This window comes from Propionibacterium acidifaciens (assembly GCF_003798325.1).
Classification (GTDB): domain Bacteria; phylum Actinomycetota; class Actinomycetes; order Propionibacteriales; family Propionibacteriaceae; genus Propionibacterium; species Propionibacterium acidifaciens.
In genome coordinates, this window is the sequence record NZ_CP033719.1 from 1,052,600 (window position 1) to 1,066,287 (window position 13,688).

The 13,688-nt window shown below is 68.8% G+C and carries 14 protein-coding genes and 1 pseudogene; 12 read left to right on the forward strand and 3 right to left on the reverse strand.

Translation table 11 applies throughout. The features are described from left to right. Positions 1-4: 4 nt before the first annotated feature. Positions 5-1,924, reverse strand: coding sequence for a BglG family transcription antiterminator (locus EGX94_RS04485; RefSeq protein ID WP_043120479.1), 1,920 nt, complete (start codon positions 1,922-1,924; stop codon positions 5-7). 266 nt (positions 1,925-2,190) lie between these two features. Here EGX94_RS04485 and EGX94_RS04490 point away from each other — a divergent pair, with 266 nt between their 5' ends. The 9 genes from EGX94_RS04490 to EGX94_RS04530 all read left to right on the forward strand — a co-directional run bounded on the left by EGX94_RS04490 (position 2,191) and on the right by EGX94_RS04530 (position 10,637). Then, on the forward strand, positions 2,191-3,249 hold the full coding sequence (locus EGX94_RS04490) for an alcohol dehydrogenase catalytic domain-containing protein (protein WP_081707306.1): 1,059 nt from the start codon (positions 2,191-2,193) through the stop codon (positions 3,247-3,249). A gap of 4 nt (positions 3,250-3,253) precedes the next feature. Continuing rightward, positions 3,254-3,553: a PTS sugar transporter subunit IIB gene (locus tag EGX94_RS04495; protein ID WP_021796692.1), complete on the forward strand. Its 300-nt coding sequence runs from the start codon at positions 3,254-3,256 to the stop codon at positions 3,551-3,553. 41 nt (positions 3,554-3,594) lie between these two features. Continuing rightward, positions 3,595-4,845 (forward strand): PTS transporter subunit IIC, encoded by a 1,251-nt coding sequence (locus EGX94_RS04500; RefSeq protein ID WP_021796697.1) that lies wholly within the window; start codon positions 3,595-3,597, stop codon positions 4,843-4,845. 25 nt (positions 4,846-4,870) lie between these two features. Beyond that, positions 4,871-5,389 (forward strand): PTS sugar transporter subunit IIA, encoded by a 519-nt coding sequence (locus tag EGX94_RS04505; protein ID WP_021796681.1) that lies wholly within the window; start codon positions 4,871-4,873, stop codon positions 5,387-5,389. A gap of 198 nt (positions 5,390-5,587) precedes the next feature. Then, on the forward strand, positions 5,588-6,199 hold the full coding sequence (locus EGX94_RS04510; protein WP_021796694.1) for a class II aldolase/adducin family protein: 612 nt from the start codon (positions 5,588-5,590) through the stop codon (positions 6,197-6,199). A 4-nt stretch (positions 6,200-6,203) separates the two neighbouring features. After that, the gene (locus EGX94_RS04515; protein WP_021796687.1) at positions 6,204-7,151 is read left to right on the forward strand and encodes a 1-phosphofructokinase family hexose kinase; all 948 of its coding nucleotides are present in this window, start codon (positions 6,204-6,206) and stop codon (positions 7,149-7,151) included. A gap of 24 nt (positions 7,152-7,175) precedes the next feature. Then, positions 7,176-8,231 carry a galactitol-1-phosphate 5-dehydrogenase gene (locus EGX94_RS04520; protein WP_021796684.1) on the forward strand — a complete coding sequence of 352 codons (1,056 nt, stop codon included), beginning with the start codon at positions 7,176-7,178 and terminating at the stop codon, positions 8,229-8,231. A 113-nt stretch (positions 8,232-8,344) separates the two neighbouring features. Continuing rightward, positions 8,345-8,905 (forward strand): PadR family transcriptional regulator, encoded by a 561-nt coding sequence (locus EGX94_RS04525; RefSeq protein WP_021796699.1) that lies wholly within the window; start codon positions 8,345-8,347, stop codon positions 8,903-8,905. A 40-nt stretch (positions 8,906-8,945) separates the two neighbouring features. Then, positions 8,946-10,637, forward strand: a complete 1,692-nt coding sequence (locus EGX94_RS04530; protein WP_021796683.1) for an ABC1 kinase family protein — start codon at positions 8,946-8,948, stop codon at positions 10,635-10,637. A gap of 152 nt (positions 10,638-10,789) precedes the next feature. On the opposite strand, the gene EGX94_RS04535 is transcribed toward EGX94_RS04530, so the two are convergent. Next, positions 10,790-11,692 carry a hypothetical protein gene (locus EGX94_RS04535; RefSeq protein WP_021796700.1) on the reverse strand — a complete coding sequence of 301 codons (903 nt, stop codon included), beginning with the start codon at positions 11,690-11,692 and terminating at the stop codon, positions 10,790-10,792. 19 nt (positions 11,693-11,711) lie between these two features. Then, positions 11,712-11,843: a hypothetical protein gene (locus EGX94_RS14030; RefSeq protein ID WP_021796690.1), complete on the reverse strand. Its 132-nt coding sequence runs from the start codon at positions 11,841-11,843 to the stop codon at positions 11,712-11,714. Positions 11,844-11,860: 17 nt separating this feature from the next. Here EGX94_RS14030 and EGX94_RS04540 point away from each other — a divergent pair, with 17 nt between their 5' ends. From EGX94_RS04540 to EGX94_RS13685, 3 genes and pseudogenes are all read left to right on the forward strand, one after another. Beyond that, the gene (locus tag EGX94_RS04540) at positions 11,861-12,082 is read left to right on the forward strand and encodes a hypothetical protein (protein WP_123825947.1); all 222 of its coding nucleotides are present in this window, start codon (positions 11,861-11,863) and stop codon (positions 12,080-12,082) included. Positions 12,083-12,558: 476 nt separating this feature from the next. After that, positions 12,559-12,774 carry a hypothetical protein gene (locus tag EGX94_RS04545; RefSeq protein WP_043120483.1) on the forward strand — a complete coding sequence of 72 codons (216 nt, stop codon included), beginning with the start codon at positions 12,559-12,561 and terminating at the stop codon, positions 12,772-12,774. 228 nt (positions 12,775-13,002) lie between these two features. Further along, positions 13,003-13,194 (forward strand): annotated as a pseudogene (locus EGX94_RS13685) (IS3-like element IS987 family transposase); the annotation flags it as partial. Positions 13,195-13,688 lie beyond the last annotated feature (494 nt).

A 13,688-nucleotide genomic window follows, 5' to 3' on the forward strand; every position in this document is an offset into this window, starting at 1 on the left:
CGGATCAGCCCAGCTGATCCCTGTCGGGGGCAACGAGTTGGTTGCCCAGCAATTTTGTGAATGCCTCGAAGTCGGCGACCCGTTTCAATTCGGAGAAGAGCCGCGGATCGTAGAGGAGGCTGATGAGCGGCTGGTAGAACTGGATGAACTCGTCGTAGTCCGCGCCGTTGATGGCGAGCATGAAGACGAGGCTGACCTCGGCCGTCTCCCATGGAATGGGTGAGGACGGGATGAGCACGGCGACCTTCGTCTCGTACGCCATGAAATCCATGGAGTGCGGCAGCGCGAATCTGCGGGCGAAGGCCGTCGGGGAGTAGGATTCGCGCAGCAGGACGCTGTCCTCGAACTCGTCGGGGACACATCCCTTGTCGTGCAGGGCGCCGGAGAGGAAGTGGATCGTGCTCTCCGCGTCCGGGAAGGACTGGCCGGCGAAGAACAGGTCGGGGTCGAGGAATTTCGAGATGATCGCCGCCATGCGTGCTCTCATCTTCGCGGAGAACTCGCGCAGGATCGCGGCGTCGATGGCGGTGCAGTCCAGATCCGACAGCACGGCGCTGATCCGCACGCTCGGGTGCGCGCCGGGCGCCTCGTCGGTCGCGGTGATGACCATGTCGCAGGCGATGTCGTCGGCCTCCCGGTTGCTCGCCACGACGTCGACGATCCGCAGCCGGTCGGGGAACCGTTCGACGAGCTCGGCCAGCAGCCGGTCCTGGAGCGCGTGGTACCGCGGGCAGACCACGACGGCCGAGACGGCGCGCTCGTTGGTCGTCGGCTGTGCGGCGTGCAGTCCCAGGTAGATGACGAGCAGGCCGATCTCGTCGTCGGAGAAGCTGATGGACAGCGCCTTCGAGAGCCTGTCGGCCAGGTAGACGGCCACGTCGTACAGGAAGGGCGAACGGGCCCGCAGTGATTCCTGCAGGTTGTTGCGGAAGTAGGGCGGCTTGCGGGGCCGGGCCACCAGGCGCAGTACGTGGTCGTGGATGCTCCGGGACAGTCTCCCGTAGTCGGCGTCGAGGTTGAAGTGGTTGATGGTCTCGTCGAGACAGGCCCGGACGGCCTCGGTCGTGCCGCTCTCGTCCGTGCTCGGCCCCCCGCCCGGCGTGGCCGTCCCATGGTTGAGGGCAAGACCGAGGAGGGCACGCACGTACTCGCGGTCGGACGGGGCGAAGATCCTGTCCGGATAGGCCTTCTCGAGCCCGGCGAGCAGCCGCTCGGTCAGCTCGTCCGCCCCGGGGCCGCTGGCGTGCGGGAGCTGCGAACCGGCCGGCGGGTGGTCGAAGCGTTGCAGGCAGATCGCCAGGCCGACGACGGTGTTCGAGAGCCGGATGTCATTGATGTCGGCCCCGGACTCCTCGACGGCTGCGCGCAGTTCCCGCGCGACGACGCCCAGATCGACGTCGGGCAGGTAGCGGCTCATCTTCTCGGCGCGGCCGACGGCGACGTCCATCGCGTTGTGGACGAGCTCGCCGAGCAGCCGCCGCAGGTCGAGCTCGTCGCCGATGAGCTCGACGCGGGCCCCGGCGGTCTTCAGCAGGAGCCCGTACTCCGCCGCCCTGGGGACCAGGCGCTGGAGCGCGGCCCTGGTGACCGACTCACTGAGATAACAGTCGCGCATGATGTCGTAGACATCGGTGACCGGGGAATTGAAGAAATACAGCAGAATGCGTTCCTGGTGCCCGAGTTCCGTACCCAGCAAGGAATTCCTGGCGACCAGGTCGTTGTAGATGGGGCGGTTCAGCAGGTACCCCTTCGGGGACGCCTCGATGACATCCGCCTTGGCCATGCCGTTGATCCTCGAGATGTCGTAGCGCAGGGTCCGGGGACTGACTCCCAGCAGATCAGCCAGTTCACGGCCCGTGATGACGTGGTCGAGCTCGCTGAGCAATTCGATGAGAAGAGACTGACGCTCGGAGAAAAGAATCATCTCTGACACCTCCAGGTGCCAGCACCATAACAGCGCACCCGGCGGATCCGGCACCTGGTTCCTGCCGTCCAGCTGGGCAGGGCGGCTTGCCACGGGTCAGGCAAAGGGTCGTTGCAACACATGCGGCAGAAGTCAAGTGCCCCCGGCTCGGGGTGCACGCAAGACTGAACTCGTCCCGGGGAAACTCGGACCGGCCACCGGAGACCGGCCCTCAGCGCGGCGACTCACCACCGGGCGAGCGCCGCAGGACAAGGAGGAGCTCATCGATGAGTGACGTGATGGACGCGGCCGTCATGCACGGCCCCGGCGACATCCGGTTCGAGCAGGTGCCGAGGCCGCAGTGTCCTGGCGGGGGCTTCGTCCTCAGGGTCGACGCGGTCGGCCTGTGCGGCTCCGACATCAGGAACCTGACGACCGACTCCCGCAGGGGGGACTACCCGCACATCTACGGGCACGAGGTCGTGGGCACGGTGGCCGAGGTGTCGTCAGGGGTCACCGCGTACGAGCCCGGCCAGCGCATTTACGTCTATCCCGAGGCGCACTGCCTGAGGTGCGACTACTGCCGTGCCGGCCACCACGAGCACTGCACCGACGTCGAGTCGTACACCACACGTCCCGGCGGTTTCGCCCAGTACATCGCCTACACGGCCAAACGGGTGGAGCGCGGCGCCACCTTCACCCTGCCCGAGGGCGTCGACCCGGTGCGCGCGAGCCTGGCCGAGCCGCTGTCGAGCACCTACGCGTGCGTCGAGAACATCAACGTGCGGCTCGGCGACACCGTGGCGATCCTCGGAGCCGGCCCGATCGGCGTCTTCCTGGCGGTCCTGTCGAGGATGCGCGGCGCCTCGAAGATCATCCTCATCGACGTGGCCCAGGAGCGTCTGGACAGGTCCTTGGCCTTCGACATCGACCACCGCATCGACTCGGACACGGTCGACCCCGTCGAGGAGGTCAAGCGCCTCACCGGCGGCCTGGGCGCCGACAAGGCGATCTCGGCCAATCCGACGACGGCCGGACAGCAGCAGGCGCTGGCCATGACCCGGCCCTGCGGCGCAGTCGTCTTCTTCGGCGGGGTCCCCGAGGGGGCGCTGACCGAGATCGACTCGAACGCCGTGCACTACAACAGCCTGTTGATCCGCGGCCACTACGGCGCGAACAGCATGCAGGTGCAGCGCGCCTTCGAACTCGCCATCGACCCGGTGTTCCCCGCCGAGAAGTTCATCACCCATGTCCTCCCGCTGGGCAGCATCGACGAGGCGATCGACCTGGCCCGCTCCGGCGAGGCCCTCAAGGTCGTCCTGCAACCCAACCCCGAGAAGGAGTGAAGCAATGAGCAAGGAGATCAGGATCCTCATCGCCTGCGGCAGCGGCATCGCCACGAGCACCGTCGCCCAGGAGAAGGTGAAAAGGATCCTCGCCGAGGCGGGGATCCCGGCCAGGATCACCAAGGGCACCGTCTCGCAGATCCAGTCCTTGGCGAACGGCGTGGACGTCGTCATGGTGACGACGAAGTACCCCGGCACGATCGACAAGCCCGTCGTGCAGGTCTTCGGTCTCATCTCGGGCATCAACGAGGACAAGGTGGCGCAGCAGGTCGTCGACGTCTGCCGGGCCGCCCTCGACGCCTGAACCGCTCGCACGAATTCTGATCGGAACGGAGGAGAACAACCATGCTCAGCGTCGTCCAGGGGATCATGAACCTCGGTGCGGCAGTGATGCTCCCCATCGTCATGTGCATCCTCTGCCTCATCTTCCGCATGGGCATCGGCAAGTCGGTCCGCGCCGGCCTCATGATCGGGATCGGATTCTCGGGCCTGGTCATGGTGATCAATGCCCTCATGGCCACCGTCGAACCGGCCATCGGGTACTACCGCGGCCTGCAGGGCGGCGGGTTCACCACCGTCGACGTCGGCTGGGCCGCGGTCGGCGCGGCCTCGTGGGCGGCCCCCTTCGCGGCGCCCGCCGTCCTCATCATCGTGGTCATCAACATCATCATGATCGCCTTGAAGTGGACGAACGTGCTCAACGTCGACATCTGGAACTACATCCACTTCCTCATCCCGGGCTCCATGACCTACGCCCTGACCGGGAACCTGTGGATCGGGCTGGGTATCGTGCTGGTCCTGGCCGTCATCACGCTGCTGCTGGCCCAGGTCATCGCCCCGTACTGGCAGGAGTACTACGGTTTGGAGGGCACGACCTGCTCGACCCTGTCGTTCATCTCGTTCGCCTGGCCATTCGGCATCCTTCTCAACAGGCTCATCGACCGCATCCCCGGACTGCGCAAGATCGACCTGTCCATGGAGAAGGTCGGCGCGAGACTCGGTTTCTTCGGCGATCCGGCATTCATCGGTGTCATCGTCGGGGTCTTCCTCGGTCTGCTCACACGTCGGGGCTGGCAGGGCGTGCTCACCATGGGCATCGGCATTGCCGCCGCACTCGTGCTGCTGCCGCGCATGGTCTCGGTCATGATGGAGGGCCTGAGCATTGTCGGCGATGGCGCCCAGGAGTTCATGAAGCGTCATCTCGGCAAGGACAGGGAGCTCAACATCGGCATGGACATCGCCTTGGCCCTCGGTGATCCGGCCGCGATCACGACGACCGTGCTCATGATCCCGCTGTCGATAGTGTTCGCCTTCATCATCCCGAACATGACCTACTTCCCGGTGGGCGTGCTGACGAACATCGTCTACATGGTTCCGCTCATCTCGCTGGCAGGCAAGGGCAATCTGTTCCGCACGGTCACGATCAGTGCATTGTTCCTGTTCATCGTCGAATGGCTGGCGAACATCTTCGCCCCCGAGGCGACCGCCATGATGTCGACGATGGGCGTGGATGTCAACGGCATGGTCACCGATGCCTACTTCGGCTTCAGCCTGCCGAATGTCATCATCGCAACCCTGCACCAGATCTTCGGCTGACGGACATCGTCGGGCTCGGGGAGCAGTGTTCCCCGAGCCCGACCCGGAGAAAATCATTGACATCGAGATGAAGGATTCCACCATCGTGACTGTTTCCATCCCCTCAGAGCTCGTGCACGTCGGGCTGTCGGTCGCGGGCCGAGAAGAACTCTTCACGACCATGGCCGCGCAGCTGGAAAGACTCGGCTACATACGCAGCACCTTCCTGGAAGGGCTGCTGGCCCGTGAGAGCAGGTTCCCCACCGGGCTGCCCATCAGCGGCGGCGTCGCCATCCCCCACACCGACCCCGAGCACGTCCGCTCCAGCTGCATCTCCATCGCCACCTTGAAGTCCCCGGTTCCGTTCGGCCAGATGGGCGGCGACGACGAGGAGATTCCTGTACGGCTGGTGCTCATGCTCGCCCTGCACGAATCCGACGATCACTTGACGGTGCTTCAGCAGATGATGAAGAACCTGCGGAACACCGACTTCGTCGAAGAGCTCCTGGCCTCCGATTCGACGCCGGGCATCGTAGAACGCACCCGGGCAGTGCTCGACCCCTGACCGGACGGACAACACCCCGACGGGCCATCCGATCTCCCCAGGTCACCGCTCGACCCTTGGCCGAGCAGACACCGCAGAACCACCCGACCCGTACCCGAGAACTTGTTCACAGGACCCTTCAGCAGAAGCGCCACCCTTGTCATGGCCGTGTCTGTCGGCGCCGTGAATGAACCTCCGAAACACCGAACGGAGAACATCATGACCATGACACCCCAGGAGAAGATCGTCCAGATCGCCCACCTCATGTTCGACCGGCACCTGACGGACCTCGCAGGCGGCAACATCTCGGTGCGCGAGGGCGACACGATCTACACGACCCCCCGCTACGCCGGCGCCCGCCGGCACTGGGACCTGCAGCCCGAGGACATCATGGCCGGCTCCCTGTGGGACGAGCAGATCTTCGACAACCCCCGTTTCACTCGCGAAGGCGTCTCCCATGTTCACGCCTACCGTCATTTCTCCGAGGCCACCGCGATCATCCACGCGCACTCGCCGTGGACGCTCCCCTTCGCCACCTTCGGCCTGCCGATGGAGGCCGTGCTCAAGTCGACGCAGACCTTCGGCGCCCTTGAGATCATTCCCGAGGTCGAGCCGTACTCGGAGGAACAGTCCGACGAGATCATCAGGCTCGTCGACCGCCACCGCGAGCGCATCGGCGAGCACGGCGCGCCGGTGCTGATTCCTGGGCACGGCGTGTTCATCATCGGCCTGGATCTCGACACCCTCATCGACTCGGTCGAACGGCTGAACACCAACGCCATGGTGCTGCTGGCCAGACCGCTGGTCGAGCAGCTGCGCGCGGGGAGGTGAGGTCATGGCCCGCTTCGTCACCGCCACCCTCAACAGCGCGATCGACCGGATCATCCGGATCGAGCGGTGGACACCAGGCATCGACATGCGCGGTCCAGCAGTCGTCGAGTGCCTGGGGGGCAAGGGCATGGACAGTGCCGTCGCCCTGACCTGCATGGGGCAGGAGGCCACCGGGGTGGTCAACGTGGCCGGGCCGGCCGGCGACCGGGTGATCGCCCTGGGGCAGGGCTACGGCATCGACGTGCGCCCCGTGCGAGTCGGCGGCTCGACGCGTGAGTCGCACGTCGTGGTCGAGACGGCGACCGGTGAGATGAGCCACATCACCTGCGGGACGCTCGAGACCACGGCCACCGGTTTCGAGGAGTTCGCCAGGACGCTGCGGCGGGCACTCGACGGCGCCGCCTTCTTCATCGCTTCCGGCAGCCTGCCGAGGGGCCTGGGGCCCGAGGCGTACGAGCAACTCGTCGACCTGGCCGGCGAGGCCGGGGTGCCCGCCCTCGTGGACTGCTCCGGGCAGGTGCTCGTCGAGCGCGCAACGGCGACCGATGCCGTCGTGAAGTGCAATGACGACGAGTACGCCGAGGCCTTCGGCCTGGCGTCCGCATCCGGTCATGGCATCGAGGCCGTGGTGACGGACCTGCGGGAACGGCTGTCCCGGTCGGGCTGCTCGGCGTTCATCGTCACCTGCGGGGCGGAGGGCCTGCTCATCGCGACGAAGGACCAGATCGTGCGGGCCGTCGCCCCACGGCAGCTCGCGGTCAACGCCGCAGGAGCCGGCGACTCGGCTTCGTCGGCCGTGGCCTGGCGCCGGGCGCTGGGCGACGACTGGACCGGGACCGCGCGATGGACGGCAGCCGTCTCGGCCGCCGCGGTGCTCACCCTGCGAACGGGCGAACTGGACCTCGAGGTGGCGGAACAGCTGCTGCCTCGGGTCTCCGTCGCCGTCCTGTGAGGAACAACGACTGAGAGGACCACGATGACCGCAGCCATGACGTCCATCGCCGTGACGGGCGCGGAGAGTCTCACCGCCGTCGAAGCCCCGGTGCCTGCTCCTGGCCCGGGGCAGGCGCTCGTCCGAGTGGCCTACTGCGGCATCTGCGGCTCCGACGTGCCCCGTTACTTCGATGGCGCGGTGCACGCCTTCCCGCAGGTACTCGGCCACGAATTCTCCGGGGCGGTCGCCGCAACCGGCCCGGGCTGCAGCACACCGGTGGGCACGCGCGTGGCGGTCGCCCCGCACATCCCGTGCGGGCGGTGCGGGCAGTGCCGTGACGCCAACCCGACGCTGTGCGAGAACCACTCGTTCATCGGTTCCCGCGGGCCGGGGGCGATGGCGCAGTACGTGCTCGCTCCGGCCGAGAACCTGGTGCCGGCCGGCGTGCTCTCGCTGAGATCGGCGGCACTCGTCGAACCACTGACCGTGGCCCTGCACGCGGTGGACCAGGCGGACGCCGGTTCCGGCATGCGCGCAGTGGTGCTCGGCAGCGGCGTGATCGGCCTGATGACGGTGCTGTCGCTGCGCGACAGGGGTGTCGACGACGACATCACCGTCGTCGACATCAACCCGTGGGTGCTCGACGTGGCCCGCACGATGGGTGCGAGCCGGACGATCAACTCGGCGGAACAGGACGTGGCAGAGGCCCTCTCGGGCGAGCCCGCCCCCGAGCTGGTCATCGAGACGGCCGGCGCTGCTGCCACGATCCGTCAGGCCCCCCGGCTGGCGGCCGGGCGCGGGCGGATCGTCCACGTCGGCAAACCGACCCGGCCGTTCGAGATGGACGTCGACGCCTTCGAGCAAATCCTGCGCAAGGAGCTCACCGTCAGGGGGTCATGGCTGTCGTACTCCAGCCCGTTCCCGGGCCGGGAGTGGACCGATGCGGTGCGGGTGCTGGCGAATGCCCCGGCCCCGCCGGAGAGCATCGTCACCCACGAGTTCGGGCTCGACGAGGCGGCGGCCGGTTTCGAGGTGATGCGCGAGACCGGCGCCGAACGTCTGAAGGTGATGTTCCGCGTCTTCGGCGAGGACGTCTGATTCCGCGCGCCCATGGTGCGGCGAGCCACCGCCCCTCGACCAACGATAGCTTTCGATGTATCGTCGGTGGCGTGATCCGGCTGTCCCAGAGCCGGACGAGGAGAGGAGCCATCATGTACTCGACATTCCCCACGGGTGGGCGTCCGGGGCGCCGGGGCCGCCGCGACGACAGAATGTCCCCCTTCGAGGCGATCGAGGAGCAGCTGAGGGGTCTCGCCGCCCCGCGGGGCGGACGCGCCGGGCGCGGCGACGTCCGGGCGGCCGTGCTCGCGCTGCTGTCCGAGGAGCCGATGCACGGCTACCAGATCATCCGGGAGATCACCGAGCGCAGCGCCGGCGTGTGGAAGCCGAGCGCCGGGTCGGTGTACCCCACGCTGCAGATGCTGGCCGACGAGGGGCTCGTCGAGGTGAGCGAGCAGGACGGCAAGAAGGTGTACAGCCTCACCGAGGAGGGCCGCAGCCAGGCGGAGGCGGCGAGCGGAAGGCCGGCGCCCTGGAGGACGGCGGCCGAGCAGGACGTCCCCGAGTCCATGGTGCTTCCGCGGGCCACGATCCGTCTGGTGCAGGCCGTCGCCCAGGTCGCGACGAGCGGCACGGCGGTGCAGGCCCGCAACGTCACCGATGTGATCGACGAGGCGCGCCGGAAGATCTACACCATCCTTGCCGAGGACTAGTGGAGGGCCGAGCCCGGGGGCCGGCGCCAGCGGAGGTCGCATGAGTGGCAGCAGAAGCCTTCGGGCCCGTTACCGGCGCATCCTGGGCTACTTCGCGCGGCTCACCGCGCAGCTGTGGTTCTTCGACGCAGTGCTGCCGCGCCTGGGGCTGCGCAGACTGGCCGAACGGGGCCGCGAGAAGCGCCTGCGCACCGCTGCGGTGCGCTTCCACGCGCTGGCCGCCGAGCTCGGCGGGCTCATGATCAAGCTCGGCCAGTTCATGTCGACCCGCCTCGACGTGCTGCCGGCCACCGTCACCGACGAGCTCTCCGGCCTCCAGGACGAGGCGCCGCCGGTGCCCCTCGACGCGATCCGGCGGGTCGCCGAGGCGGAGCTGGGCCTGCCCCTGTCGGAGGCCTACGAGGAGTTCGAGGCCGAGCCGCTGGCGGCCGCCTCGCTCGGGCAGGCGCACCGGGCGCGGCTGGCGCGCTCCGAGGCCCGCGACGTGGGCTTCCGGGACGTGGTCGTGAAGATCCAGCGTCCCGCCATCAAGGAGGTGACCGACGTCGACCTGGCGGCCCTGCGCAGGGCGGCCGGCTGGATCGCCCGCTACCGGCCCATCGCCGAGCGCACGGACATGCCCGCACTCGTCGAGGAGTTCGCCCGCACGACCGCCGAGGAGCTCGACTACCTCAACGAGGCCGGCAACGCCGAGCGCTTCGCCGAGTCCTTCCAGGACAGCCCCCAGGTGGGCTGCCCGTCCGTCGTGTGGGAACGGACGAGCCGGCGCGTCCTCACCCTGTCCGACGTGACGGCCATCAAGATCAGCGACGTCGAGGCCATCGAGGCGGCCGGCATCGACCGCAGGGAGGCCGCCTTCGCCGTGGCCGACGCCTACATCGAGCAGGTCTTCAACCAGGGCTTCTTCCACGCCGACCCCCACCCCGGCAATCTGTTCATCACTCCCCTGCCGCCCGCCCAGGCCGCCGAGGCGGGCCGGGGCTGGCGACTCACCTTCATCGACTTCGGGATGATGGGCGAGGTGCCCGACAACCTGCGCGACGAGCTGAAGGAAGTCGTCGTCGCGGTGGGACTGCGCGACAGCCACCGGCTGCTGGGCTGCATGAAGAACCTCGGCATGCTCCTGCCCTCCGCCGATCTGGCGCTTGTCGAGCGCGCGGTAAGCCAGCTCTTCGACCGCTTCGGCGGCATGAGCCTGGCCGACATGCGCACCGTCGACCCGAAGGAGTTCGTGGCCTTCGGCATGCAGTTCCGCGAACTCATGGCATCGATGCCGTTCCAGCTGCCCGAGAACTTCCTGCTGCTCATCCGCGCGGCCTCACTCATGAACGGGCTGTGCGTCGAGCTCCACCCGCAGTACAACCTGTGGGACTCGGTGGAGCCCTACGCCCGGAGTCTCGTGGAGGGCACGCCCGGCTCGCAACTGGGTGTGGTGCTCGATGAGTCGAAGTCACTGGCCTCGCTCGTCGTCGGGTTGCCGCGACGCATCGACCGTGTGCTCACGATGATCGAACGGGGCCAGTTGAGCGTGCAGACGCCGGACGCGCTCCGCGAGATCCGCCGCTCCGAACGGGCCCAGGGACGGGTCACGGCGGCCGTCGTGTTCGCCGGGCTGCTCGTCGGGGGCATCGTGCTGCGCGGCAGCGAACCGACCTGGGGCGCCGTCATGATGGCACTCTCACTGCTACCACTGGGCAAAGCCCTGCTCGGCGGACGAGGACCCCGGCCCTGACCGGGGCCACGGGAGGCGCCGCGACCGGCATGGGCGGGATCACAACACCCCCGACCGGGCCTCTCGGGCCGCGACGACGGACCATGGCGGGCCGACAGGACGCCCTCACCCCACGTGGAGGTCCCGTCGCGCGTACACGATCACGGCGACCATCAGTGCGACCAGGGCGAGGCCCGTGAGGATGGCACAACCCTGGAAGTCGACCAGGGCGTTCCCGGCGGGTGAGTGCTCGAAGGGACCGACCCCGATGACACGGTCCGGGGGATCGACGGCCTCGCCCGGGAGCGAGACGAAGGCAGCGGCCCCCAGATGAACCAGGCCGCGGGGAAGAATCTCGTGCCCAGGGCGACCAGCAGCGTGGCGAGCGCCACGACCAGGGCGACGGCGGGCCACTGCCCCAGCACGTCGCGCCATGCCGCGGCGGACAGGTTGGCCTCGCCCCCGAGCTCGCTCTCGGCAACCAGACCGACAACCAGCGCAGTGGTCGCGCACAGGACCAGGGTCACCGGCAGTGACCATCCCGCGCGGGAGAGCACCACCTCCCAGCGCCGACGGCCCGTTGCCAGGACGACCTCGGCGCGTCCCGAGCGCTCGTCGGCGACGACGGCCTGCAGGACGAGGATGCCCGCCACGGCGATGAGCGCACCCATCAACAGCCCTCGGAAGTGGACATGGCTGAGGGCCGGGTCATCACCGCCGAGCGAGGCTCCGAGCACGCCGCCGTCCAGCGGGGCCGACCGCGCCCGCCCGACCGCTCCGCGCCCCATGCCGGTGAGCAGGGCGGCCGCGACGCCCGTCCCGAGCAGCCACGTCAGCCCCGAGATCCATCCCGGGCGGACGGCCAGGCCCCACGGTCCGCGCACCCGCATCCGTCGCGACGCGCCGCCCCGGGGGCGCGGCAGGGCCGAGCCGTACTCTCGTCCTCGTTGCAGCAGCAAGGCCGGGACGCGCAGGAGCAGGCAGACGCCCAGCCAGGCGCCGAGCACCCAGAAGCGCCGGTCCGTGAAGGGGGCGACGACGTCATGCAGCCCCAGGAAACCGAGATCACTGGCCAAGGAGTGCTCGACGGCGGCCTCACGCAGGACGGCCGAGGGGAAGCTCGTCCGGTAGGAGGCCCGGAGCGGCCCCGCACATGGCGCCCAGCACCACCAGCCAGGCCAGCACCCGGAGCACGGTGTCGCGGATGACCAGGCCGAAGAGCCCCATCGTGCCCCCACCTCGTAGTGCCGCAGGAAGAGCTCGTCGAGGCCGGCGGGGGTGCAGGTGATGTGCTGCTCGCCCCCGAGGCGAGCAGGGCCTGCAGCACCACGGGCGCCTCCACGGCCTGGGCCTGGACGGTGAATCGGCCGCCGTCCAGCCGCGCCGAGGGCGGCATGCCCGTCGGCATCTCGCGGCTCGCGAGCGAGGCGGTGATCGTCGAGGCCGCCAGGTGCTTCATGGCCTGAACCTCCCCGCTGTCCACGAGCCTGCCGCCCTCGGTCATGACGCCTGCCTCTCGCCGAGAGCGGCCTTGAGGTGGCGCCGAACCGCTTCTCCCAGCTCCCTCCGTCCGTGGGAACTGGTCGCCCCGAACAGGTCATGGACCTTGTCGATGTCGCCCGCAGTGAGCTCACGTGCCATGGAGCCCGCCCGCTCCCCCAGAGCCGTCACCATGCGGGCGACGATGTGCCTGGCCGTCTCCTCGATCTGCTGACGTCCATCGCGTCGAGGCCGCGTCCGCAGGCCGCCAGCGCCTCGGCCGTCGTGGCCGGGTCCAGGTGAGCGAAGATCAACTCGGCGCCCTCGGGCATCCCCCCGGTAGCAGGCCAGTTCCACGAAGTCCCTCTCGGCTCGGATCGCGCGTGCGGTCCGCTCGTCGGGGGGCATCAGCCCCCATGCGTGCGCAACACGTCGCCGCCGCGTCCGGCATGGGCGTCAGCGCGTGCCCCTGCTCGGCGGCGTCCAGCAGCACGCGGAGTCCGCGTCGCTGCTCCTGGAGCCCGAGGATCTGCTCGTCGATCCCCGCCAGGGTGCTGCGCAGGTCGTCGACCACGCTCGCCGGCGTCGCGTCGAGGATCTCCCCGATCGCGAACAGCGGGAGACCGGCGCCCAGCAGCCACCGGATTCGCCCCGCTCGGCCACATGCTCGAGGGTGTAGTCGCGCCAAGCGTCCCGCGTCTCCGGCACGTCGAGCGGCCGACAGAACGGTGGCGGCGCACTGCCCTGACGGTCGTCCCGGTCAGCTCGGCAAGCCGTCGTATCCGCATGAGCACAGTGCCGCATGCGACGTCGCGTCGCACTCGAGCAGTGAGACGTCATGAACCGTCCCGATACGTCCGGAGGCCCCGGCATGTCCGGAGACTCCGTTCCTCGGGAGGACGGGGTCATGCCGGGGAGTGCGCCGAAGGGGTGCCCGGTCGAGCCGGGTGAGCGGGCGATCCGGATGGTCGCTGAGATCCGGGCCGGTCACGAGTCGGAGTGGGCGGCGATGTCGAGGGTCGCCGGGCCGCTCGGCGCCGGGACCCCGGAGGCGGTCCGGAAGGGGCGCCGGCGGGCGGGGGTTGATGCCGGCAGCAGACGATCATCGGGGCCGGGGCACGGGCAGACATCTCGTCGGCGTCACGGTCCGTCATGGGCGACTTCGCATCATCATCGCGGGAGTCGCGCACCGTGACCAGCCGAGCAGCAGCCCTCCCGCTCACCCCGACCGCCCGGGAATCAGCGTGCCGCAATCATTGCGGCCAGCATCATTCGCATCGCCAGAACCCGAGCGATCCATGACGACACACCCCGGACGACCACGGAACAGATACTGACGAGGATCGGAGACCTGGGCAGCACCACGAAGAGCGGACCCGGTCGGGAAGACGAACCGAGGAGAACCCTGGGAAGCGATCAACCGTCACGGGGCGCGGCAGTGTCGGGAATCGCGCCGCCTCGGAGCCGGCGGCGAAGCTGTTGGCAGCCCGCCCGATGTGCACAAAAGAAGGCCCTCCGCTGCTCGTTCGTGGGGTTCACGATGCCCTGCGAGGACGTGCTCAGGGCGCCGGTCACGGAATCGGCGTTCTGCCC